At 69.9% G+C, this 22,675-nt stretch carries 21 protein-coding genes; 11 read left to right on the forward strand and 10 right to left on the reverse strand.

Annotation, left to right across the window (positions count from 1 at the left end):
• The first annotated feature begins 12 nt into the window (after positions 1-12).
• Positions 13-924 carry a LysR family transcriptional regulator gene (locus tag MWU75_RS04320; RefSeq protein ID WP_247088425.1) on the forward strand — a complete coding sequence of 304 codons (912 nt, stop codon included), beginning with the start codon at positions 13-15 and terminating at the stop codon, positions 922-924.
• Positions 925-1,044: 120 nt separating this feature from the next.
• Positions 1,045-1,872, forward strand: coding sequence for a GIY-YIG nuclease family protein (locus MWU75_RS04325; RefSeq protein ID WP_247088427.1), 828 nt, complete (start codon positions 1,045-1,047; stop codon positions 1,870-1,872).
• Between the two features lie 126 nt (positions 1,873-1,998).
• On the opposite strand, the gene MWU75_RS20195 is transcribed toward MWU75_RS04325, so the two are convergent.
• Positions 1,999-3,231 (reverse strand): nucleotide disphospho-sugar-binding domain-containing protein, encoded by a 1,233-nt coding sequence (locus MWU75_RS20195; protein ID WP_247088429.1) that lies wholly within the window; start codon positions 3,229-3,231, stop codon positions 1,999-2,001.
• A gap of 348 nt (positions 3,232-3,579) precedes the next feature.
• Between MWU75_RS20195 and MWU75_RS04335 the strand changes: the two genes are divergently transcribed.
• The 3 genes from MWU75_RS04335 (at position 3,580) to MWU75_RS04345 (ending at position 6,299) form a co-directional block, all read left to right on the forward strand.
• Positions 3,580-4,044 carry an MGMT family protein gene (locus tag MWU75_RS04335; protein ID WP_247088431.1) on the forward strand — a complete coding sequence of 155 codons (465 nt, stop codon included), beginning with the start codon at positions 3,580-3,582 and terminating at the stop codon, positions 4,042-4,044.
• A 40-nt stretch (positions 4,045-4,084) separates the two neighbouring features.
• On the forward strand, positions 4,085-4,822 hold the full coding sequence (locus tag MWU75_RS04340; protein ID WP_247088433.1) for a uracil-DNA glycosylase: 738 nt from the start codon (positions 4,085-4,087) through the stop codon (positions 4,820-4,822).
• Between the two features lie 625 nt (positions 4,823-5,447).
• Entirely contained in the window at positions 5,448-6,299 is an 852-nt protein-coding gene (locus tag MWU75_RS04345; RefSeq protein ID WP_247088435.1) for a hypothetical protein, read from the forward strand.
• 18 nt (positions 6,300-6,317) lie between these two features.
• Here MWU75_RS04345 and MWU75_RS04350 read toward each other — a convergent pair whose 3' ends face one another.
• The 4 genes from MWU75_RS04350 to hflX form a co-directional block, all read right to left on the reverse strand.
• Positions 6,318-9,002 (reverse strand): glucosidase, encoded by a 2,685-nt coding sequence (locus MWU75_RS04350; protein WP_247088437.1) that lies wholly within the window; start codon positions 9,000-9,002, stop codon positions 6,318-6,320.
• A 182-nt stretch (positions 9,003-9,184) separates the two neighbouring features.
• The gene (locus tag MWU75_RS04355) at positions 9,185-10,204 is read right to left on the reverse strand and encodes a 2-oxoglutarate and iron-dependent oxygenase domain-containing protein (RefSeq protein WP_247088439.1); all 1,020 of its coding nucleotides are present in this window, start codon (positions 10,202-10,204) and stop codon (positions 9,185-9,187) included.
• 251 nt (positions 10,205-10,455) lie between these two features.
• Positions 10,456-10,956 (reverse strand): hypothetical protein, encoded by a 501-nt coding sequence (locus tag MWU75_RS04360; RefSeq protein WP_247088441.1) that lies wholly within the window; start codon positions 10,954-10,956, stop codon positions 10,456-10,458.
• Between the two features lie 170 nt (positions 10,957-11,126).
• Positions 11,127-12,602 (reverse strand): GTPase HflX, encoded by a 1,476-nt coding sequence (gene hflX / locus MWU75_RS04365; RefSeq protein WP_247088443.1) that lies wholly within the window; start codon positions 12,600-12,602, stop codon positions 11,127-11,129.
• Between the two features lie 67 nt (positions 12,603-12,669).
• Here hflX and MWU75_RS04370 point away from each other — a divergent pair, with 67 nt between their 5' ends.
• Positions 12,670-13,272: a methyltransferase gene (locus MWU75_RS04370; protein ID WP_247088445.1), complete on the forward strand. Its 603-nt coding sequence runs from the start codon at positions 12,670-12,672 to the stop codon at positions 13,270-13,272.
• Here the strand turns inward: MWU75_RS04370 and MWU75_RS04375 are convergent.
• From MWU75_RS04375 to miaA, 3 genes are all read right to left on the reverse strand, one after another.
• Positions 13,250-13,660 carry a hypothetical protein gene (locus tag MWU75_RS04375; RefSeq protein WP_247088447.1) on the reverse strand — a complete coding sequence of 137 codons (411 nt, stop codon included), beginning with the start codon at positions 13,658-13,660 and terminating at the stop codon, positions 13,250-13,252. The genes MWU75_RS04370 and MWU75_RS04375 overlap by 23 nt on opposite strands.
• A 5-nt stretch (positions 13,661-13,665) precedes the next feature.
• On the reverse strand, positions 13,666-14,088 hold the full coding sequence (locus tag MWU75_RS04380; protein ID WP_247088449.1) for a plastocyanin/azurin family copper-binding protein: 423 nt from the start codon (positions 14,086-14,088) through the stop codon (positions 13,666-13,668).
• 83 nt (positions 14,089-14,171) lie between these two features.
• On the reverse strand, positions 14,172-15,107 hold the full coding sequence (gene miaA / locus MWU75_RS04385; RefSeq protein WP_247088451.1) for a tRNA (adenosine(37)-N6)-dimethylallyltransferase MiaA: 936 nt from the start codon (positions 15,105-15,107) through the stop codon (positions 14,172-14,174).
• A 158-nt stretch (positions 15,108-15,265) separates the two neighbouring features.
• Between miaA and MWU75_RS04390 the strand changes: the two genes are divergently transcribed.
• From MWU75_RS04390 to MWU75_RS04405, 4 genes are all read left to right on the forward strand, one after another.
• Positions 15,266-16,102: a pyruvate, water dikinase regulatory protein gene (locus MWU75_RS04390; protein WP_247088453.1), complete on the forward strand. Its 837-nt coding sequence runs from the start codon at positions 15,266-15,268 to the stop codon at positions 16,100-16,102.
• Between the two features lie 141 nt (positions 16,103-16,243).
• A complete protein-coding gene (ppdK, locus tag MWU75_RS04395; RefSeq protein ID WP_247088454.1) occupies positions 16,244-18,913 on the forward strand; it encodes a pyruvate, phosphate dikinase in 2,670 nt (889 codons plus the stop codon).
• Between the two features lie 77 nt (positions 18,914-18,990).
• Complete coding sequence (locus tag MWU75_RS04400) at positions 18,991-19,776, forward strand: (2Fe-2S)-binding protein (protein WP_247088456.1); 786 nt, start codon at positions 18,991-18,993, stop codon at positions 19,774-19,776.
• 99 nt (positions 19,777-19,875) lie between these two features.
• Positions 19,876-20,109 carry a hypothetical protein gene (locus tag MWU75_RS04405; RefSeq protein ID WP_247088458.1) on the forward strand — a complete coding sequence of 78 codons (234 nt, stop codon included), beginning with the start codon at positions 19,876-19,878 and terminating at the stop codon, positions 20,107-20,109.
• Positions 20,110-20,143: 34 nt separating this feature from the next.
• Here MWU75_RS04405 and MWU75_RS04410 read toward each other — a convergent pair whose 3' ends face one another.
• Positions 20,144-20,743 (reverse strand): GNAT family N-acetyltransferase, encoded by a 600-nt coding sequence (locus MWU75_RS04410; protein WP_247088460.1) that lies wholly within the window; start codon positions 20,741-20,743, stop codon positions 20,144-20,146.
• 82 nt (positions 20,744-20,825) lie between these two features.
• Entirely contained in the window at positions 20,826-22,016 is a 1,191-nt protein-coding gene (locus MWU75_RS04415) for an amidohydrolase (protein ID WP_247088461.1), read from the reverse strand.
• 397 nt (positions 22,017-22,413) lie between these two features.
• Here MWU75_RS04415 and MWU75_RS04420 point away from each other — a divergent pair, with 397 nt between their 5' ends.
• A complete protein-coding gene (locus tag MWU75_RS04420; protein ID WP_247088463.1) occupies positions 22,414-22,662 on the forward strand; it encodes a WhiB family transcriptional regulator in 249 nt (82 codons plus the stop codon).
• Positions 22,663-22,675: the final 13 nt, after the last annotated feature.

A 22,675-nucleotide genomic window follows, 5' to 3' on the forward strand; every position in this document is an offset into this window, starting at 1 on the left:
TAGACTCATGTCGTGAAGTGGCCGTTCGATCCCCGCCATCTGCGCACACTGGAGGCCGTCTCTCGGCTGCGGTCGTTCGCCGCGGCCGGCGAGGAGCTCGGGTTCACCCAGTCTGCGGTCTCCCAGCAGATCGCCGAGCTCGAGCGCCGTGTGGGCACCCCGGTCGTCACGCGTCGACCGGTCCGGCTGACCGAGGCCGGACAGGTGCTGCTCACCACGGAGACAGCCATAACTGTGTCCATGAGCGCGGCCGCGACTGAACTCGCCGCCCTGGCCGACGGGTCAGTCGGGCTGCTGCGACTCGGTGCCTTCATCTCAGCGGCGACCAGCCTCGTGCCACCTGCCCTGGCGCAGGTCCGGGCTGCCCACCCGGGTGTACGGCTGGTGCTGCGCGAGATGGAGCAGGGTGAGACGCACGCCGCATTGCTGCGCGGCGATCTCGACCTCGCCATCACCTTCGACTACACCCACGCCGTCCGCACCCCGCCCCGCGGGATTCGCGAGGATCACCTCATCGACGACCCGATCCTCATCGTCCTTCCCGAGGACCACCCACTCGCCACGCGCCACGAAGTCGGCCTTCACGACGTTCCGTCGCAGGAGTGGATCACCACCAACGTGAGCCTCGACCTCGGAGTGGCAGACCTTGACGTCCACGCCGAGCAGCCGGTCATCCCAGCAGCTCTCGACTTCGAGGGCCAGGACTTCCGCACCGCCCTCAGCCTGGTGGCCACCGGGCTCGGAGTCGCGCTGCTCCCGCGCTTGGCGCTGCACCACGCACCGCCCGGCGTCACTGCCCGCCCAGTCGCGCCGATCCCCATGGTTCGACGCATTCACACCGCACGACTTGATACCCGCAGGACACCGCGAGCCGTGCAGCACCTGCGAACGGCGCTGCAACAGGCGGCCTCCGCACTCGGGTAGAGATCCCACGACGCATCCAGATCTGCCGCGAGTCGCTCGGTCGTTGACCGGCTGGCGATGCGTCATTCCGCCGCGATCGGGCCACGGTCTTCGCGATGTGCACGCGGCTAAGGTCTCCTCATGGAGGCCATCCCGCTGACCTGTCTGCTGCCTGAGGGCTTCGATCCGACGCAGTACAAGGTTCACTTCGCCGTCTGGAACCGGATCAAGCATCCGATTGACGTTCTAGCGGCCAACCACGAGGAGTGGCAGGAGTGGAACTCGTGGCGAAGCGTCAAGAACGACTTCAATCGCGAGTTCATCTTCTCGATGGCTCAGGACAAGCACGACTCGACCCTCTGGCTCTTCGGCGGGATCTGGGAGGTCCTGGAGCGCAGGCCTGAGCAGCAGGCGCATTCGTACACGGTGGCGCTCCGTGAGGAGCTGATGGGCCCGTTCATCCGCCGCCTCTGGGTCCGCCACAAGAGGTCCGGTCGGAACATTCGTCAGAAGATGGAGTCGGTCCTACCCGCGATGACGGTCTCGTCGATCCTCGAGGAACCGTTCGCGGGTGACCCCTTCCCGGGGCACGATCGGATCAATCACAGCCTCGCCGATCTTCAGGCGGTGGTCAGCCAGGCTCGGGCTGACTGGCGGATCGCGTTGGAGAGCATGAAGGGCGTGTACGTCATCCACGACAAGGAGACGGGGCAGCGGTATGTCGGCTCCGCGTACGGCGACACAGGCATCTGGCAACGCTGGACGACCTATGCGACCACGCTGCACGGTGGCAACGCCGGGCTGAAGGCGCACCTCGAGGAGGTGGGCGATGAGTACTACCGGACCAACATGCGGTTCGCACTCCTCGAGTCCTGGTCGATGCGTACCGATGACGACCACATCCTGCAACGCGAGTCGTACTGGAAGGACGTGCTCCATGCGCGATCGTTAGGACACAACAGAAACTGACTGGCTGCTCACTCGGCACGACTCGAGTGACCTGACTCGGGTCTATGGACCAGTCAACCGAGCGACCCGCGTCAATCCGCCGCGAGTCGGGCGTCGTGGGTGGGGTGGTCCACATAGACCCATTAGCTAGTTGCGACCCGGCAGCGCGGCCTCGATGATGCGGGCGGCGGCGGCCGCGCCGTCTTCGCGCTCGTACTGCTCGCGCACCCTGGTCGCCGCGTTGCGGTAGGCCGGGTCGTCGAGGATCCGCCGCACGGCGGTCAGGAATGCCGGCTTCGACACGTGCTTGGGTGAGAATACGATCGCGTTGCCCTGTCGCTGGCAAACGCGCACGTTCCATGTCTGTTCAGGTTGCAGGCCCATCCCGACGAACGGGATGCCCGTCGCGCACGCGGTCTGCACGGTTCCCTGCCCACCGTGAAGCACGGCCGCGTCGACCAGTCCGCCGAGCAGGTGCGCGGGCAGCAGGTCGGTCACGTGGATGTTGGGTGGCACCACGTCGCCGGGCTCCAGATAGTGCCGGATGGGCGCGAGGACATTGATCGGCAGAGCCCCCAACTGGGTCGCGGCGGCCAGCGCCACCTCGCGCCGGGCCGACGAGCCCAGACCCAGGTAGACCAGCGGCTCGGGGGCGGCTGCCAGCGCGCGCACGAGTCCGGGCACCTCACCGCCGAGGTGCGCGAAGATCGGCCCCACGCGCTGGTAGTTCTCGGGTAGCGCGAAGTCGTCGAGCTCCCACGGCATGACCGTGACGAGGTTGACGTCGGCCTCCAGCAGCGAGGCGACCGTCCGCAGCGGCGCGACACCGTTGGTGTGAGCCACCGCCGACAGCGCGCGCGGCGCGAGTGGGGCCCGGGTGTAGACCCACCGGAACGCGGCGGTCGCGATGCGGTCAGCAGCGCCGGCGATCGGACCCTCACCAGCCACGAACCGGAATCGGCGCACCTGGCGGACCTGCGGGCCGGTCAGCGCGAACGGCACGGGGTAGTACAGCGGCACACCCTCGGCACGCGCCGAGATCATGGAAGTGACGTTGCTGCCGATCACGACCGCCGCAGCCCGGTGCTGGCGGATCATCCGTCTCTCGACCGCGACGCGCGCGGCGACCAGCTCGCGCGTGAAGGGACTGCGGATCGCCTTTCCCTGGTCGAAGTCAATCGCTCGCTGGCGCTCCTGTGCCGACCACGAGGGTGAGCACGGGTGGTACTCGAAGCCAGCGTCGCTGATCAAGTGCACGAAGTCGTCCTCGTAGCCCATGAACACCGCCCGATGGGCGGGGTCGAGTGCCCGGGCGACCTCGATCATGCGCGTGGTCTCCGCGAGGTTGAAGGTAACCGGGCAGAACAGCACACTGGCCACAGTTCCAGTCTATCAGGCTCCGGAAGCCGATGGACGCACCCCCGGGATGGGAGCAGCACGTGCTCGCCCAAGACCCCGGCGTGCGACGGCACGTGACGGGCAGCACGAAGCCGGGCCGGGGCCACCCGACAGGGGTCGACGGAAGCCTCTATACACCGCCCCAAGGACGAGGACCGGCTTTGCGTGCTTGACCCTGACCGGAGAACTGGCCCCGTGACCCCTTCCGCCGCGAGCGGACGCGGAGTCGGGCGGCGTAGCGTCGCTGGGGTCAGTGCCGCCTCGCGCTGGCGGCGGGCGTCGACAGTGGCCCTTCGAGGTCGCCGCCCCCCATGCTGAGAGGATCAGCGAATGAGCAGACTCGACCCCGAAGACATCTTTGCGGCAGTTCGCGCCATCCCGGCGGGCACGGTAATCACGTACGGCGACCTTGCCCAGCGTGTGGGCCTCACCCGTAATCACGCGCGCGCGGTCGGCAACGTGCTCGGGAACCGGCCCGACAATGACGCCTGGATGACCACCCCTGCCGAGGACCATGACATTCCTTGGTGGCGAGTCGTGAAGGCTGATGGCACGATGCTGGCCGATCAGGCCGACAACAGTCACCGGTGGGTTGAGTGGGCCAGGGCCGTGCTGGTCAGCGAGGGCGTGGCCTTCACCGACGACGGGCGGGTGGCCAGCCTCGCGACTACTCGCCGCCACCCGGGGGGCAGTGGTACGCGCAGTTCACAGTCGAAGCCGTACCGCGAGCCGGCGCCGTGCTGGAGGCACGAGACGATTCAGCACTCATGCCGTGATTGCGCGGCGAGCCGCTAACCCAGATTCGGGTAGGACACTCGGCCATACGCTTGGGCTCATGCTGGAACCAGTGCGGATCTTGGACCGACCTGCCGGGGACAAGAGGGTTGCCCCCGGCTGGGTCGCTGGGCTTCGTGCGGTCGACCCTGGGATCGACTTCAAGGTCGACGACTGCCTTGAGAGGGTGACCGCTGCCGGCCCATATTTGCCGGTCGAGGATGAGCCGAACTCGGTCCTCTGGCGCGCTTTCGAGTTGCCGCTCAGTCAGGTGCGCGTGCTGATCCTGGGACAGGATCCCTACCCAAGTGCAGCGCGCGCGATGGGGTTGAGCTTCTCCACTGGCCCAGCCGGCGACGTCCCGGACTCCTTGGCCAACATGTACGAGGAACTCCCGGCCCACTACCCGACGCCGGGAGTGGGTGACCTTTCTGCATGGACCGCGCAGGGCGTCATGTTGCTGAACCGCGCTCTGACCCTTCCCCGCGACAGGCATGCGCGGCCCAAACGGCATATTCGGTGGTGGCCGCCACTCGCGGTGGCCGCGATGAAAGCAATCCGAGGAGAAGCGGAAGCTCGGCCGATTGCTGCGTTGCTTTGGGGAGTCCCCTCCCACGGCATGCGTAAGTATCTGGAGCCAGAGGTGGCGGTCTTCGCCTCCAGCCACCCATCGCCGAGGTCTGTTCAGCGGACAGCAGGCACCGAACGCCCATTCCGCGGCTCGAACCCCTTCGGCGAGGTCAACCGCTGGTTCGAGAGCCGTTCCGTCAAGCCCATCGACTGGACAATCGTCAACTGACCTCATAACAACAACCCTGCCCCTACTGAAGCCATGCTCGGCGCCTTCGCGGCGTCGCGTTACGGGCGCGTGCGTAACGCGCACCCTGGACACGGTCTTTGGACATCCTGGGCGGACTTCCGCGCGCACCTGGCTGCCGCGCTGCGGTCCTACGACAACATGGACGAGTCCACGTTCAAGGGCGTCGCCTGGTTGGCGATGACGTTGGTTGGGACTGCTGCACCGGTAGGTGACATCGGATCTGTTGAGCTGCACCCTGCGTCCTTCCACCGCAACTGGGTGTCAGGTCGACCCTTCAGTCATGCGCGTCGACGACCCCATCATCGACGGGGGGCAGGCATCGATTGAGCCCGTGTCGAGGTCGCCACACGTGAGGACAGATTCATCACGACAAGCCCCCTTCGGTCTGCCACTGAGAACGTCTGCGTGGGTCACAGGTAGCAGTACCAGAGCGTCGTGTGGAACAACGATGCTGGCATCACCAGGGCCCACCACGACACGGTGTAGACCAGAGAGCCGCCCGCCTGACCACGACAGCGGGAGGTCGTGCCACGAAGGGCGCCGTCGCAGACCGAACTGCTCGGTACCTACCATGGATAATCGGATCAACCGACACGGGGTCAGGATGACTGCGAGCTCTTTGGTCAGGCCACGGCTGGGCGTCACCGTGTGCATCGCGGCAGCCGCCCTCGGACTGGCCGGCTGCGTCCAGAGCGCGGCACCGGATGTCGAGGTGCCCTCGACCGTGGTCACCGCGACGCCCCAGCCCACCGGGTCCGAGGAGACCGCCACCGCCTCGACCGGGCCCGACCCGGGCGCGACACCCGATCCGGGCGCGACAGCCGACCCGGCGTCGTCGCTGGCGGGCTCACTCGCGTTCGACCCGTGGCTGTCGCTCGGAGCACCCGGGGTCGGCTACATCTTCGGGCCCGAGTGGCTCATGGTCAGCTGGACGCTCAACAGCACGGCCGAGGAGCCCGTGCTGGTCGCCCGGGGCGTCCCGCGCCGCCCACAGTTCGAGGGCGTCGACCCCCACTCCATGGTGCTGCCGGATCAGCGTGACCAGGCGGTCTGGGCGTTCGGCACCCCGGAGGGCCGGGTTCGGCTCAGCCAGCAGACCTTCCCGGTGCTCGACGACGCGGACGGCGGCTCGTACGCAGTGGCCGCCACCGTCCTCGACCCGGGCCGCGGCCTGGGCGGCGGCGGTCAGGCGATCCTGCCGCTGGAGGCGGCCATCCCGGACCGCACGCTCTTCGCGGTCCCGGGCCCGGCTGACCTGCCGGAGCAGGCGACCGAGTGGGAGTTCTGCCTGCAGGTCGCGCCGCTCCCGGACGACTTCGACCCGGCGGCCCCCGTCATCACGCCAGACACTCCAGGCGCCGAGCTGCTCTGCTCCGAGCCCGCCAGTCTCCCCGCCGACTGGGCCACCCGGCCCGCGAACACTGCGCCGCCCACGGCACCCTCGTCGGGCAGCTGATGACCCCGGGCCACACCCTCAGCGGTTGGTGATGCCCTCCGGTGCACAGATGAAGTGCGCGACCATCGCGGTCCACCCGGTCTGGTGCGAGGCGCCGAGTCCGGTGCCGTCGTCGCCGTTGAAGTACTCGCTGAAGGTCGGGTGCTCGTCCCACAGCGGACCGCTCGGGTGGTGGATCGGGGTGCTCGGCCGCCGGCCGTCCGGACCGGGCCGGAACAACGAGACCAACCGCTGCTCCAGCTCGGTCGCGACCTGCGTCAGTGACCGCTCCTGACCCGACCCGGTCGGGAACTCCACCCGCAGGTCGACCCCGGCTCCCCGGCCGTAGATCCGCAGGGCATCGGTGAGCAGCGAGTTGACCGGGAACCAGATCGGCCCGCGCCAGTTGGAGTTGCCGCCGAACATCCCCGACCGGGACTCGGCCGGCTCATAGCTCAGTCCGAGCTCGTCCCCACCGACCCGCACCCTCAACCCGTCCCGGTGGGCCGCCGACAGCGACCGGATCCCGTGCGGCGCCAGGAACTCGTCCTCATCCACGAGATATCCCACCAGCGACGCGAGCTGCTCCTGGCTGACCATCGACAGGGTGCGGACCGAGTAGCCGCGGAAGTTGGTGTGCAGCAACGCATCCTGCAGCTCCGGTCGCCGCTCGGTCCATCCCCGCAGGAAGTCGGTGAGGTCGGGCAGCTCCTGCGCCACCCAGTTCGGCAGGATGGAGACCCCGGTCAGGGGGAGGAGACCGACCATCGAGCGGACCGGCATCCGGTGGGCCGTCCCATCGGCCTCCACCAGGACGTCCTGGAAGAAGCTCACCTCCGGGTCCCACAGCGAGGTGTCGTCGGTGCCGGTGTCCTCCATGACCTCGGCGATGGCCAGGAAGTGGACCAGGAACTTGGTGGCGACCTCGTCCCACGCGCGGTCCTCGCGGGCGAGCTCCACCGCCATCCGCAGCATCCGCAGGCAGAACATCCCCATCCAGGCCGTGGCGTCCGCCTGCTCCAGCCGGCCCCCACCGGGCAGCTCCTCGGAGCGATCGAAGAGCCCGACGTTGTCCATCCCGAGGAAGCCGCCCTCGAAGACGTTGGACCCGTCGGCGTCCTTGCGGTTCACCCACCACGGGAAGTTGAGCAGCATCTTGAGCACGATCCGCTGCAGGAAGTCCCGGTCCCGGTTGCCGTCGATGCTGTAGACCTGCCACGCCGCCCACGGGTGCACCGGCGGGTTGACGTCGGAGAAGTTCCACTCGTAGGCCGGCAGCTGACCATTGGGGTGCATCGCCCACTCGCGGCACATCAGCAGCAGCTGGAACTTGGCGAACGCCGGGTCGACGTGGGCCAGCGGCACGCAGTGGAAGGCCAGGTCCCAGGTCGCGAACCAGGGATACTCCCACTCGTCCGGCATCGAGATGACCTCGGCCAGGTTGACGTGCTGCCAGTGGGCGTTGCGGCCAGTATGCCGATCCGCCCGTCCGGGGGGTGGCGGCGGCTGGGCGGGGTCCCCGGCGAGCCAACGGGGCACGTCATACAGATAGAGCTGCTTGCCCCACTGCAGCCCGGCGAACGCCCGGCGCGCGATGTGGCGGTCCTCCTCGGCCGTGTCCTGCGGGATCACCGCGTCGTAGAAGGCGTCAGCCTCCAGGCCGCGCTGCGTGAGCACCTCCTCGGCTTCTCCCTTGGGCTCCCCGCCAGAGAGCTGGGTCAGGCGCACCCGCACCGTGACGCTCTCCCCCGGCGGCACGGCCTCGAAGCTCCACCACAGGGCGGCCTTGGTGCCGACGCGGTCCGGGTTGGTGGCCTCCTCGCCGTGGACGACGGTCTGGTTGATCGCGTCCTTGGGGTATGCCGTGTGGTCCGGCGGCGCCGCGTCCTCGCCGTAGAGGGAGGCCAGGTTGGTCTCGTTGTCGCAGAAGAGCACCCGCGGCGAACCGTCAGCGCTCAGGCGGACCCGGCCCAGCTCGTGGTGGCGTGCCTCCAGGACCACCTGCTCCCGGTGCGGGTCGCCGCTTCCCTGCTCCCCGGCATACTCCCCCGGCGCGGTGGCGACCACGATCTCCGGGCGACGGTCGTCCAGCCCCCAGGACCAGGTGTTGCGGAACCAGAGGTGCGGCAGCAGGTGCAGCGGCGCGGCGTCCGGCCCGTGGTTGGTCGCGGTGACCTCCGTGACGAGGTCGGTCGGCGACGCCTTGGCGTGCGTGACGACCACGTCGAAGAAGCGGTCCTGCTGCAGCACCCCGGTGTCGGTCAGCTCGAACTCGTCGTCCGCGAAGCCGCGGGCGGCGTTGCGCTCGACCAGCTCCCGGTAGGGAAAGGCGGCCTGCGGGTAGCGGTAGAGCCACCGGGCGTAGCTGTGCGTGGGCGTGCCGTCGAGCGCCCACCAGTACTCCTTGGCGTCCTCACCGTGGTTGCCCTGCGGGTTGGTGAGGCCGAAGAGCCGCTCCTTGAGCCGGTCGTCGCGCCCGTTCCACAGCGCCAGGCCGAGGTTGAGGTAGCCGTCGAGGTCGCAGATGCCCGCGAGCCCGTCCTCGCCCCAGCGGTAGGTGCGCTGGTGGGCGTGGTCGAAGGGAAAGTAGTCCCACGCGTTGCCGTCCGCGGAGTAGTCCTCCCGCACCGTGCCCCACTGGCGGGCCGAGACGTAGGGCCCCCAGGTCCGCCAGGGCGCGCGGGGGTCGTCGGACTCCTCGAGGCGTTGCTGCTCGGCGTTCACGCCACCGACCCTCCCACAATTTTGGTAGTGGTTCTGTCGGTCCGCCCCGCATTTTCGTAGTGGTTTTGTCGGTCCGGCCCGCCTTTTTTCAGGGCTTTCGTCGATCCCTCGCGCTCCGTTGGCGTTTCGGGAGTCCGCTCGGATCCGCTGGCGCGCACGTCCTGCCGCTCGAGCCCCGCGCCTCAGGCGGTGCGCCGGGCGGGCGGCGCCAGGTGCGAGTTGTGCCGCTCGGTGACGTCGGGGTGGGCGCGGACCCGGCTCTTGAGGGCGTTCGCGCCGTAGACACCGACGATCGGGTTGCTCTCGTCGAGCGTCACCCCGGGAGCCCGGGCGGCCAGCTCCGGGGGCAGCGTCAGCTTCGGGAAGACGGCGTCGAGGGCGGGGTTGTGGAAGTAGGGCACCGAGATGCGGTCGGTGCCCGGCTCGGGAGCCAGGACCCGGTGGTTGGTCGCCTTGAGGTAGCCGTCGGTGGCCCACTCGAGCATCTCGCCGATGTTGACGATGAGGGCACCCTCGATCGGCGGCGCGTCCAGCGGCACGCCGTTCCGCTCCACCTGGAGGCCCGCCTTGCCGGGCTCCACGAGCAGCAGGGTGAGCACGCCGGAGTCGTTGTGCCAGCCGACGCCCTGCGTGGTCCCGCCCTCGACGCGACCCGGGTAGCGCACGACCTTGGTGAGCGTGGCCGGCGTGTCCCTGAAGGTCTCGTCGAACACGTCGCGCGGCTGCCCGAGCGACTCGGCCCACTCGGCCAACAGCCTCGTGGACACCTCCGACAGGGTCTGGTTCCACGTCTCGACGACCTCGCGGACCCGCGGCAGGGCGCTGGGCCAGAGGTTCGGGCCCTGCAGGACCCAGTAGTCGGGGACGTCCGGTCCAGCGGGCACGGCCTCGCGCTCTGGCCCGATGTCGATCTGCTCGCGCCAGTCGACCTTCCCCTGGGTGCGCTCGCCACCGACGCGGGTGTAGCCGCGGTAGTGCGGGCTGAGGACGTTCTCGATTTCCAGCTTGTCGGCCTCGGGCAGGGCGAAGAACTCGCGGGAGACGCTGATGATCTCGCGGGTCAGGTCAGGGTCGATGCCGTGGCCGACGAGGTAGAAGAAGCCGTAGTCGTGCGTCGCCTCGCGCAGCTGCTCGCGGAACTGCGCGGCGGTGGCAGGGTCGTTGGCGAGGGACAGGTCGAGGACGGGCAGGTGGTCAGTCATGGGTCGGGTTCCTTCGGGGTATGTCGGTGGTCGGGTGCGGGGGGTCGGCTCACCGGCGACAGAGGTCGCTGGCCGTGCACCCGAGGTCGACGTGCAGGCGCCGCACGAGCATGACTAACACGCGCTTACTGTAAGCATCACTTGTGGTTCTCCCCCAATTTCGCAGGGGTTTTGCTGCTTCACCCCGCCCTTTCTCAGGGGTTTCGCTGGCGCACCCGCCGCGTCTCGTGGTTTTGCTGTCAGTGCCGCGCTCAGCTCGGGTCGCCCCAGGGCGGGGGCACCAGGCTGGGCTCGTCGCCGAAGTAGCTGCGCGGGACCTCGAAGACGTCGACCGTGAACGGCGACCACGCACACTCGATCCCCTCACGCTCTGGCGGGACGAGCGGGTCGAACCACACGGAGGAGCCGTCGCTCCACACGGTCCCTCGCTCCTGGCAGGCGTGGTAGCCACCCACGACGAGGACGCTCTCCTCGAGATCGACGCCGGCGAGGGCAGTCCGGTCGGGGCCGAGCGGTTCACTCGCCAGAAGCTGCTCCATCTCCGTCTCGGTGGTGACAAGCCAGGAACCCAGCCGGAACTCGGGGTTGTCCCGCAAGTCCGGGACGCTCCCCTCGTCCCAGGAGGCCAGCAGGGTGCCGATCCGGGCGGCCGGAGGGCCAGGGTCCAATGGCGGCGGCTCCCCAGAGGTGCAGCCGCCAAACCCGGCCATCCCGAGGACCATCGCGAGCAGCAATCCCAGCACCTGCGTCATACCTCTGTCCTCCCGGCACGGATGACGCGGTCGGCCACCCTCGATGCGGGTGGGACGCGACGGCGATCGCGCAGGTTCCGGGGTACGAAGCAGCTCCGAGGCGTGGCGGGACCAACAAAACCGCTACGAAAACCCGTGGGGGACCGACAAAACCCCTATATTTTTGGGGGTCAGACGGCGTACGAGCCCAGGACGCCGTGGAGGTCCTCGGAGACCTTGGCGGTGACCCGCGTGCCCTCGGCGGTGTGCTCCTCGGTGAGGACGTCGCCCTCGGCGTGCAGACGGCTGACCAGGTCGCCCCGGTCGTAGGGCACCAGCACGTCGACCTCGATCTCCGGCCGCGGCAGCGCGGCCTCGACCCGCGCGATCAGCGCCTCGACGCCCTGACCGGTGCGGGCCGAGACGATCGCGACGTCGGGGTAGGCGCGCTCCAGCCGGTCCAGCACCTCCGGGTCGGCCAGGTCGGCCTTGTTGACCGCGATGATCTCCCGGACATCGCCGGCGTCGACGTCGGCGAGCACCTCGTGCACCGCGACGATCTGGCCCTCCGGGTCCGGGTGCGCGCCGTCCACGACGTGGAGCAGCAGGTCGGCGTCGGCGGCCTCCTCAAGGGTGGACCGGAACGCCTCCACCAGCTGGTGCGGCAGCGCCCGCACGAAGCCGACGGTGTCGGTGAGGGTGTAGGGCCGTCCCTCGGACGTCTCCGCCCGGCGCACCGTGGTGTCCAGCGTCGCGAACAGCTGGTCCTGGACGAGGACACCGGCACCGGTGAGCCGGTTCAACAGCGAGGACTTGCCGGCGTTGGTGTAGCCGACGATCGCCACCGACGGGATGTGGTTGACCTTGCGCGAGGCGCGCTTGGTGTCGCGCGTGGTCTTCATGCTCATGATGTCACGGCGCAGCTTGGCGATCCGCTGGTTGATCCGTCGCCGGTCCAGCTCGATCTTGGTCTCACCGGGGCCGCGGGAGCCGATGCCCTCACCGCCGGCCACGCGTCCACCGGCCTGCCGGGACATCGACTCACCCCAACCACGCAGGCGCGGCAGGAGGTACTGCAGCTGGGCCAGCTCGACCTGCGCGCGGCCCTCCTTGGACTTGGCGTGCTGGGCGAAGATGTCCAGGATCAGCGCGGTCCGGTCGATCACCTTGACCTTGACCACGTCCTCGAGGGCACGGCGCTGCGACGGGCCGAGCTCACCGTCGACGACGACGGTGTCCGCCCCCTCGGCGATGACGATGTCGCGCAGCTCCTCCGCCTTGCCGGAGCCCAGGTAGGTCGCCGGGTCCGGGTTGGTGCGCCGCTGGATCAGTCCCTCAAGGACGGTCGAGCCCGCGGTCTCGGCGAGCGCGGCGAGCTCGCGCAGCGAGTTCTCGGCGTCGGTCTGCGTCCCGTCGGTCCAGATGCCGGCGAGGACGACCCGCTCGAGCCGCAGCTGGCGGTACTCGACCTCGGTGACGTCCTCGAGCTCGGTGGACAGCCCGGCGACGCGACGGAGCGCCTCGCGCTCCTCGCGGTCGAGCTGTTCGCCGTCGAAGGACTCCAGTCCCTCGTCGTATGTCGGATCCTCGGTCTCCCTGTGCAGCGCGGCGGCGCGCTGGTCGAGCAGGCCGGGTCGGTCGGGGTGCTGGGTGCGTGCGTCTGTCATGTTCTCCTCAGGATCTCACCGTTCAACGCGCGGAGCCACCGGTTTCGTCCCGTCTACACTTCCCGGGATGCCGCAGGACCACTATTTCTCCGCCGAACCCGCCTCGCCCGCCGAGCTGCGGGAGCGTGACGTGGTGCTCGCGGGCCGTCCCGTGACGGTGCAGACGGCGGCCGGGATCTTCTCCCCCGACGGCATCGACAAGGGCACCGCCGTGCTGCTCAAGCACGCCCCGGAGCCACCGGCGACCGGCACCTTCCTCGACCTGGGCAGCGGCTGGGGACCCATGGCGCTCACCCTGGCCCTGCACTCCCCCGCGGCGACCGTCCACGCGGTCGACGTCAACCAGCGGGCCCTCGACCTGGTGCGTCGCAACGCCGCCGTCCTCGGCTGCGCCGTCACCGCCCTGGCACCGGAGGACGTGCCCGAGCACACGGCATACGACCTGATCTGGTCCAACCCGCCGATCCGGGTCGGCAAGGCCGTGCTGCACGGGATGATGCGGACCTGGCTGCCCCGGCTGGCGGCCGGCGGTGAGGCCTGGCTGGTGGTCCAGAAGAACCTCGGGGCCGACTCGCTGCTGAGGTGGCTGACCACCGAGTTCCCCGACCTGGTCGTCGACCGGCCCGCCACGAGCGGCGGCTTCCGGCTCATCCGCGTGGCACGTCCCTGACCTGCCGCGACGTCAGCCACAGCCCGACCAGCGCCAGCAGCGCGCCGGCCCCCTCGACCACCGCGCTGAGGGTCTTCTCGGGATACCAGAGCGGGTCATACATCGGCGGGATCGGACCGATCGCGGGCAGGTCGACGAAGGCATAGGTCATCACCGCGCCGAAGACCGAGATCAGGACGACCGCCGCGACGAGGTAGGCGAGCCGGCTCCCCTTCCACAGCAGGTACACCGCGGCGAGCAGGGCCACGACCGCCTGGATCCGGAACAACCAGCCGCCACCGATCCCGCCCGGCGCCGCGAGCTGCATCTGGGGTGCGAGCCGCAGGTGGATCACCGCGTCGACGACGAGGGCCAGCACCACCAGGCCCCGGACCACCCGCTCGGCCACCGGACTCACCCCACCGTCAGGACCGACACCATCGCCGGGTGCGGGATGCAGTGGTAGGGGTAGTCCCCCGGCTCGTCCGGCGCGGTGAAGGTGACCGTCTCACCCGGGCCGACCGCGACGTCGAAGATGCCCTCCTCGTCTGAGGTCACGGTGTGCCCGACGCTGTCCTCGTTGGTCACCGTGATCGTCGCGCCGGGCTCGACGGCGCCGGTCAGGGTGTACTCGAAGTCGGTGATCGTGATCAGGGCTGCGCCGTCCTCGACGGTGGCGGCGGGCGACTCCGGCTCCTCCTCGCCGGAGCAGCCGGACAGCACGGCCGGGAGTATGCCGAGGGCCAGGATCGCGGTCGCCGCGCGGCGGGCGCTGGGCCGGCTCGGGCGACGGCTGCCGGTCGGGAGGGTGCTCGAGGTGTGGGTCCACAGGCTCATGCCGGATTGTACGGCGCCGCTCCGTCGGGGGATTGGACCAGGCCTCGTCCATGCCGTGGCGCCGCAGCTGGTCGCGCGGGGGGTCAGCGGGTCGAGGCTGCGCTCAGGACCGCCGCGAGGGCGCGCTCCACCAGGTCGCCCGCGTCGTGCTCGAGCCACGTGATGCGCGGGTCGGGTCGGAACCACGCCTCCTGGCGGCGCACCAGGCGGCGGGTGGCGGTGACCGTGGCCTCCCGCGCCGCCTGCTCGGTGACCTCACCGTCGAAGAACGCCAGGACCTGGGCGTAGCCGATCGCTCGGGAGGCGGTGCGCCCCTCCCGCAGACCCGCCTGCTCCAGGGCGCGCACCTCCGCCACCAGGTCCTGCTGCCACATCCGGTCCACCCGGCGTGCGATCCGCTCGTCCAGCACCGGACGCTCGGCGGTCAGGCCGAGCTGCACCGTCGGCACGGCATACTCCCGCCGCGGCAGCGTGGCGCTGAACGGGCGACCGGTCAGCTCGATCACCTCCAGCGCCCGGACGATCCGGCGACCGTTGCGCGGCTCGATGCGCTCGGCCGCCTCCGGGTCGACCCGGACCAGGTGCGCGTAGAGGGCGTCGACCCCCATCGCCTCCAGCTCGGTCTCCCACCGCTCCCGCACGACAGGATCGGTCGGGGGGATCTCCAGCAGGTCGAGCAGGGCTCGCACGTAGAGCCCGGAGCCGCCGACGACCACCGGGACGTGGCCACGCGCGCGGATCGCATCCAGATCGACCCGCGCGGCGGTCTGGTAGGCCGCGACGCTGGCCTCCCGCCTCACGTCGAGGACGTCCAGCTGGTGGTGAGTGACCCCCTGGCGCTCCGCAGTGGTCAGCTTGGCCGTGCCGATGTCCATGCCGCGGTAGAGCTGGGAGGCGTCGGCGTTGATGATCTCGCCGCCCAGCGCCTGGGCCAGGGCGACTCCCAGATCGGACTTGCCCGTGGCGGTCGCCCCGACGACGGCGACCACGGGCAGCTCGCTGGTCTCGATTCCGGCCACTGCGGCAGTCTGGCACGCGGGCAAGACCTCCCCCAAGGAGGCGCGAGAGGCGTTCAAAACCTCCCCAAAGAGACGCGAGAGGCGTGCAAAACCTCCCCAAAGAGGCGCGAGAGGCGTGCAGAACCTCCCCAAGAATTAGGGGCGACATACTGGGGCCCATGAATGGGCCGCCGCTGGAACTGCACGTCATCGCCGACTCGACCGGTGACACCGCTGCGCGCGTGGCGCGCGCCTCTGCGGCGCAGTATGCCGCCTACGACGTGCGGATCATCCGGCACCCGCGGATCACCTCGGCGGCCGGACTGCGGGCGGTGATCCGCACGCTGGACCCGGCCGAGCACCGCATGGCGGTCTTCTCCACCGTCGTCGACGACGAGCTGCGGGCGCTGGTCGCCGAGCTCTGCGCGGAGCGCGGCATCCCGCACGCCGACCTGCTGGAGCCCGCGCTGAGCGCCCTGCAGTCCGCGACCGGCGCCGCCCCCGAGCGCGTCATCCGGCCGGTCGGCGTGGGCGAGGACTACTTCAAGCGGATCCAGGCGATGGAGTTCGCCATCGCCAACGACGACGGGCACCTGACCAACCCGCTGACCCAGGCCGACATCGTGCTGATCGGGGTGTCGCGCTCGGGCAAGACGCCGCTGTCGATGTATCTGGGGTACCTGGGCTACCGCACCTCCAACATCCCGCTGGTGCGGGGGATCGCGCCGCCGGATGAGCTCTTCTCGGTCGACCGCTGGAAGATCGTGGGGCTGACCCTGGACCCCGAGCGGCTCAAGGAGATCCGGCAGAAGCGGGTCCGGGCGCTCGGCAGCCTGCGGCAGGGCGACGGCTACACCGAGCTGATACGGATCTATGAGGAGCTGGACGAGGTCGGCGCGATCCAGCGCCGGCTCGGCTGCCCCGTCATCGACACCACGGCCCTGGCCCTGGAGGAGGCCGCCGGCCGGGTGATCGAGATCGTGGAGCGGCGCCGCGAGGCCGCGACCGGCAGCTGACCGCGACGGGCAGCTGACCGCGGTCGCTGTCGTCAATCTCACGCGGCCGCCGACCCAGGGCGCCGTCGGGTGCCAGTAGTCTGCGCACATGGAGACGGTGCGGGCCGTCCCCCGAGCACACGACGTCACCGAGGAGACCCGATGAGCGACGACGCCCAGACCACCCGATACCTCTACGACCTGGCCGACGGCGATGCGTCGATGAAGGGACTGCTCGGCGGGAAGGGGGCCAACGTCGCGGAGATGATGCGCCTGGGCGTCCCGGTGCCGGACGGCTTCACCATCACCACGACCGCCTCCATCGACTCGATGAACGCCGGCGGTGAGTGGCCGAGCACCCTGTGGGCAGAGACGCAGGAGGCGCTCGAGCGGCTCGAGCAGCGCACCGGGCGCGTCCTCGGCTCGGCCGAGCGGCCGCTCCTGGTCTCGGTCCGCTCCGGCGCCGTCGTGTCGATGCCCGGCATGATGGACACGATCCTCAACCTCGGGATCGGGGACGACACCGTGGACGCACTCGGGGCGGAGGCGGACAACCCGCGCTTCGCGTGGGACTCCTACCGGCGGTTCATCCAGATGTACGGCGAGGTCGTCGAGGGTGTCCCGGCCCACGCCTTCGAGGACGAGCTGACCGCGCTCAAGCGGACCCGAGGGGCCGAGCAGGACACCGACCTGTCGGTCGAGGACCTCCAGGAACTCGTCGAGAAGTTCAAGGGCGTGGCCCGGGAGCACATGGGCGCCGAGTTCCCCGCCGACCCGCGCGAGCAGTTGCAGCGGGCCGTCGACGCGGTCTTCCGGTCCTGGATGAACCCGCGGGCCGGCGTCTACCGCAAGGCCCACGGCATCTCCGACTCCCTGGGCACCGCCGTCAACGTGATGCAGATGGTCTTCGGCAACCGCGGCGACACCTCGGCCACCGGCGTGTGCTTCACCCGCAACCCCTCCACCGGCGCCCAGGAGCTCTATGGCGAGTTCCTCGTCAACGCCCAGGGAGAGGACGTGGTCGCCGGCATCCGCACCCCACGCCCGCTCGCCGAGATGGAGTCGGTGCTGCCCGAGGCCTACGGCCAGCTGCTCGACACGATGAAGCGTCTGGAGGGCCACTACGGCGACATGCAGGACATCGAGTTCACCGTCGAGGAGGGCAAGCTCTACCTCCTGCAGACCCGCAACGGCAAGCGCACCGCCCCGGCCGCCTTCAAGGTGGCCCGCGACCTCGTCGAGGAGGGCACGATCACCCGCGAGCAGGCGCTGCGCCGCATCGAGGCCGCCCAGCTCGACCAGCTGCTGCACCCGGCCATCGACCCCGACCACGGCCAGAAGCCGATCACCAAGGGGCTCAACGCCTCCCCGGGCGCCGCCGTCGGTGAGATCGTCTTCGACTCCGACACTGCCGAGAGTCGCGGCAAGGCCGGCGACCAGGTCATCCTGGTGCGCTGGGAGACCACGCCGGACGACATCGCCGGCACCATCGCCGCCCAGGGTGTGCTCACGGCACACGGCGGCATGACCTCGCACGCAGCCGTCGTCGCCCGCGGCATGGGCAAGCCCTGCGTCGCCGGCGCGTCGGCCGCCAAGATCGACGCCGCCGCCAAGCAGGTCACCATCGGGGACACGGTCCTGCACGAGGGCGACACCATCACCCTGGACGGGTCCACCGGTGAGGTCTATGTCGGCGCTCTGGAGCTGGTCCCCCCGCAGATCAACGAGGACTTCTCGGCAGTGGTCGGCTGGGCCGACGAGGTGCGGCGCATGGACGTGCGCGCCAACGCCGACAACGGCGAGGACGCGGCACGGGCCCGCGAGTTCGGGGCCCAGGGCATCGGTTTGTGCCGCACCGAGCACATGTTCATGGCCGAGGACCGCCTCCCGGCCGTGCGCGAGATGATCCTGGCCGGCGACGAGGACGCCCGGGCCGCCGCCCTGGAGAAGATCCTGCCCATGCAGCAGGCCGACTTCGAGGCGATCTTCGAGGCGATGAGCGGCCTGCCGGTCACCATCCGGCTGCTCGACCCGCCCCTGCACGAGTTCCTCCCGGACCTGGTCGAGCAGGCGCTGCTCGTGCAGCGGCTCGAGCTGCAGGGCGGCTCCGAGGACGAGCTGCGTGCGGCCCGGGTGCTGCTCGCCCAGGTCAAGAAGCTCACCGAGATGAACCCCATGCTCGGCACCCGCGGCGTGCGCCTGGCGCTGCTCTACCCCGAGATCCCGGCCATGCAGGTCCGTGCCATCGCGCGAGCCGCCTTCGCGGTCCGCGAGCGCGGCGGCGAGCCCGTCGTGGAGATCATGGTCCCGCTGGTCGCCTTCGCCGAGGAGCTCAAGCGCATGCGCGAGCTGATCGAGGAGACCCTGGCCGAGGAGTTCGAGGCCAGCGGTCAGCAGTTCGACTACACGGTCGGCACGATGATCGAGCTGCCGCGCGCCGCCGTGGTCGCCGACCAGATCGCCGAGCACGCCGACTTCTTCTCCTTCGGCACCAACGACCTGACGCAGACCGGCATCGGCATCTCCCGCGACGACGCGGAGGGGTCATTCCTGGCGCCCTACGTCGACTCGGACATCGTCCCGGAGAACCCGTTCGCCTCGATCGACGTCGACGGCGTCGGCGGGCTGGTGCGGCTCGGCTCGGAGGGCGGTCGCCGGACCAAGGCCGACCTCAAGCTCGGGGTCTGCGGCGAGCACGGTGGCGATCCCGCCTCCATCGCGCTGTTCGAGTCCATCGGTCTCAACTACGTGTCCTGCTCACCGTTCCGGGTGCCGATCGCCCGTTTCTCCGCCGCCCGGGCGGTGCTGGACGCCCAGGACCAGCAGGACTGACGCGACGGCTCCTGCACTGACGTGACGGCTCGCACTGACGTGACGGCTCGCACTGACGTGACGGCTCCCGCACTGACGTGACGGCTCCGGACCGGGGGCCCGACGGCATACTCACCCCCGCGCAGCGCGCCGCCGAGCTCACCGAGCTCGGCGGCTTCGCCGTGTTCCAGGTCGGCACCGACGGACTGCTCAGCCTGTCGACGGCGCTGGACGCCGAGCACCTCGCCGAGCGCTTCGCCGCCACGCACGCCGGTCTGGCGGCAGGCACAGGCTTGCGGCGGGAGCAGGTGATGCCCAGGACCGCGGTCTCGGCCGCCCAGGTGGGCCTCGTGTCGCGGTTCTGGTCGATCGCCCTGGCCTCCGTGGCGCTGCACGACTGGGTCCCCGCGCTGACGACCGACCTGGTGCGTGTGGCCCCCGGCCACCGCAACCCCTCCCCCATCGCCCTCGGCGACCCCGACGCCGGCCAGAGGGTGGAGGAACTGAGCGAGACGGTCACGACCCTCGAGACCCTCGTTGTCCACGGCGCGGTCGCCGCCGTGACGCGGGCGTGCCAGGAGCATGGCCGCACCTCGGCCACCGTCCTGGTGAGCAACGCGGCCTCCAGCCTGGTCGCGGCCGCGCGGGTCGTGGGCGGCAAGGTGCCCGGGCGGGCCGGGTTCCTCGATGCGGTGACCCGCCACCTGCTGCAACGGCCCTGGCTGGCCGCGGGAGGCTCCTACCGGAGGGCCGAGGACGACGCCGGGGCTGGTGAGGCGTTCAAGCGCTCTGGCTGCTGCCTCTACTACCGCCTCCCCGGCCACGGCCTGTGCCCCGACTGCGTGCTCGTGCGCCCGGGACATCCTGCTGACGAGCACCACTGAGATGGTTCCGCTGGGACAAGGAGCGCCCGGGCACCCGGCCAGGCTCAGCTCTCGAGCGCACTGTTAGGTCAACCTAACCTGATGTTCTACGCTGCTTCCGTGCCGAAGAAGGACAAGAAGCGGGCGACACAGGCCGCGGGCCGCACGCCGAAGAAGAAGTGCTGCGCCAGCAAGCCCAAGTGCTCCCGCTGCCCCTTGCGGATGCTCGCGGAGGGCACACTCCCGGACGGCTACACCGTCAGGAAGCGCAAGCTCGTCAAGCTCGACGGCGCAAAGCAGAAGAAGGGCGCAGGACCGAAGAAGAAGAAGGACAAGCGCCCCACCGCCGCCTGAGCCACCGGCCGGCACCTGGGGGGCGGCCCAGGAGTCAGCCGTGGTCGGCCATCACCACCATCGACATCACGCAGTTGCCCTTGCCCTTGGGCCGATCGTAGGTGAAGCCGAGCCGCTCATACATGGTCCGGGTGCTGTTGTAGAGGAAGGACGCGGACGTCTTCCTGCCCTCGGGCAGGTCGTGCGGGTAGGACTCCACCGTGCCGCCACCGGCCCGCGCGATGAGCTCGAGGGCACCGCGCACCGCCACGGCGGCGACCCCGTCCCTGCGGACGTCGCGGTCCACGAACAGGCAGGTCAGTCGATAGTCGGGCACCCTCGTCACGCCCTTCTCCCACTCCTTGCGGTGGTGGATGTTGGGCAGCTCGGCCACCGTGCCGAACTGGCACCAGGCGATCGCCCGCTCACCGTCCAGCACCACGGCAGCGTGGGTGCGGCCCTCCCGGACGAACTTCTCCTTCAGCGCCCGGCCGCCGAGGGCACGCTCCTGCGGGTCCAGCGGCTGATGGAACCACAGGCACCAGCAGCCGCCCCAGACCCCGTTGTGCTTCTCGGCGAGGTCGGCGTAGGCCGGCCAGGTCTGGGGCGTCAGCGGCTCGATCCGGTAACCGTCGATGGTGATCGGTGTGCTCATGGCCTGAAGTTAGTGGTGGTTGCGGACGATCCGCGACCGCGAGCTGCCTGAGGTGATCAGCCTCTGCGCACCCCGTCGTGTCTCAGCGGGGCAGCACGACGCCCCTGCGCTCCTGCTCGTCATAGGTGTAGACCTCGCGGCCGTCGATCCAGACGCGCAGGGCACGGGACTGCAGGTCGAGCGGGTCCCCGGACCAGAGCACCAGGTCGGCGTCCTTCCCGACCGCGAGCGAGCCGACCCGGTCGGCGACGCCCATGACGGTGGCCGGGTTGATCGTCACCGAGCGCAGCGCGGCATCGCGGTCCATGCCTTCCTTCACCGCGAGCGCCACCTGGGTGATCAGGTGCTCGATCGGGACGACCGGGTGGTCGGTGATGATCGAGACCTGCACGCCGGCCCTGTCCAGTATGCCGGGGGCCGAGGGAGTGCGCTCGCGCACCTCCACCTTGGAGCGGCTGACGATGAGGGGGCCGTAAAGCACCGGCACGCCCTTCGCTGCCACCAGGTCGGCGATCAGGTAGCTCTCGGTCCCGTGGTCGAGGACCAGCTGGTAGCCGAACTCCTCGGCGATCCGGATCGCGGTGGCGATGTCGTCGGCGCGGTGGCAGTGCTGCCGCCACGGGATCTCCCGGTTGAGGACCTGAACGAGAGCCTGGTTGACCAGGTGACCCTCGGCATACTCCCCGTCCTTGGTGGCCTTGCTCGACTTCTCGGCGTAGTTGCGGGCCTCGGTGAAGGCCTTGCGCAGGATCAGCGCCACGCCGAGGCGGGTGGACGGCGTCTTTTTCTGGTCGCCGTAGACGCGCTTGGGGTTCTCGCCCAGCGCCGCCTTGAGGCCGGAGGGGCTACGCAGCACCATCTCGTCGACATAGCGGCCGTAGGTCTTCAGCGCGACGGTGAGGCCGCCGATCGGGTTGCCCGAGCCCGGGTTGACGTTGACCGAGGTGATGCCGCCCCCGAGGGCGTCGTCGAAGCCCTGCTCGCGCGGGTTGATCCCGTCGAGCGCCCGGGCGGCCGCCATCACCGGGTCGGTCATCTCGTTGGTGTCCTGGCCGGCCCAGCCCTCACCCTCCTCCCACACGCCGAGGTGCACGTGGGCGTCGATCAGTCCCGGCAGGACCCACTGGCCCGCGGCGTCCACGACCTCCGCACCGTCCGGCAGCGCGACGTCCGCGCCGAGTGCGGTGATCCGGCCGTCCTCCACGAGCACCGTCCCGTCGAAGGATTCACCCTCGACGGGCACGACGTGGGCATTGACGAGAGCAAGGGTCATGAGGGGTCCTCCACGTGGTCGGGGACACCACCGTGCGGCGGCACGGATGGTGGACACCCAGGGGTGTCGCTGCCCAGCCTAGAACGCGGCCTGCTTGCCTCTCGGGCCATGTGACCCATCCCTCAGTGTTTCGGAGAGGTTTCTCGGCGTTATCTCTTGTGTGCGGTTCAACTACCTGTGAGGATAGGAACGCTGTGCTCAGCGGCCCCGCTGGCGCAACACGAATGAGCAGTGCACAACGTAGTGCCCTGATGCGTGTGAGCGGCAAGCCCGATGATGGACTAGCGCCGACAATCACGCTACACCAGACATCGGGCGACGCGAAGTTGGGTCACCCGCACCACACCCGGGCCCTTCGCGAGGCGCGAACCCGGGGGAATGAACGAGGAGCACATAGATGGATTGGCGCAGTCGCGCTGCCTGCCTGGACGAGGACCCGGAGCTGTTCTTTCCGATCGGCAACACGGGTCCCGCCCTGCAGCAGATCGAGGAGGCCAAGGCCGTCTGCCGACGCTGCCCAGTGATGGACACCTGCCTGAAGTGGGCGCTTGAGACCGGCCAGGACGCAGGGGTCTGGGGCGGTCTCTCCGAGGACGAGCGCCGGGCGCTGAAGCGCCGCAAGGCACGCGCCCGCCGAGCGGGCTAACACATCGCAGACG

The organism is Ornithinimicrobium sp. F0845 (assembly GCF_023015765.1).
Classification (GTDB): Bacteria; Actinomycetota; Actinomycetes; order Actinomycetales; family Dermatophilaceae; genus Ornithinicoccus.

Bases quoted from the DNA above. Each gene is read 5' to 3' on its own strand.
- MWU75_RS04410 (WP_247088460.1), bottom strand. From the start codon at position 20,743: ATGAGCACACCGATCACCATCGACGGTTACCGGATCGAGCCGCTGACG.
- MWU75_RS04360 (WP_247088441.1), bottom strand. From the start codon at position 10,956: ATGACGCAGGTGCTGGGATTGCTGCTCGCGATGGTCCTCGGGATGGCC.
- MWU75_RS04355 (WP_247088439.1), bottom strand. From the start codon at position 10,204: ATGACTGACCACCTGCCCGTCCTCGACCTGTCCCTCGCCAACGACCCT.
- MWU75_RS04335 (WP_247088431.1), top strand. From the start codon at position 3,580: ATGAGCAGACTCGACCCCGAAGACATCTTTGCGGCAGTTCGCGCCATC.
- MWU75_RS04380 (WP_247088449.1), bottom strand. From the start codon at position 14,088: ATGAGCCTGTGGACCCACACCTCGAGCACCCTCCCGACCGGCAGCCGT.
- MWU75_RS04325 (WP_247088427.1), top strand. From the start codon at position 1,045: ATGGAGGCCATCCCGCTGACCTGTCTGCTGCCTGAGGGCTTCGATCCG.
- MWU75_RS04415 (WP_247088461.1), bottom strand. From the start codon at position 22,016: ATGACCCTTGCTCTCGTCAATGCCCACGTCGTGCCCGTCGAGGGTGAA.
- MWU75_RS04345 (WP_247088435.1), top strand. From the start codon at position 5,448: ATGACTGCGAGCTCTTTGGTCAGGCCACGGCTGGGCGTCACCGTGTGC.
- MWU75_RS04340 (WP_247088433.1), top strand. From the start codon at position 4,085: ATGCTGGAACCAGTGCGGATCTTGGACCGACCTGCCGGGGACAAGAGG.
- hflX (WP_247088443.1), bottom strand. From the start codon at position 12,602: ATGACAGACGCACGCACCCAGCACCCCGACCGACCCGGCCTGCTCGAC.
- MWU75_RS04390 (WP_247088453.1), top strand. From the start codon at position 15,266: ATGAATGGGCCGCCGCTGGAACTGCACGTCATCGCCGACTCGACCGGT.
- MWU75_RS04370 (WP_247088445.1), top strand. From the start codon at position 12,670: ATGCCGCAGGACCACTATTTCTCCGCCGAACCCGCCTCGCCCGCCGAG.
- ppdK (WP_247088454.1), top strand. From the start codon at position 16,244: ATGAGCGACGACGCCCAGACCACCCGATACCTCTACGACCTGGCCGAC.
- MWU75_RS04420 (WP_247088463.1), top strand. From the start codon at position 22,414: ATGGATTGGCGCAGTCGCGCTGCCTGCCTGGACGAGGACCCGGAGCTG.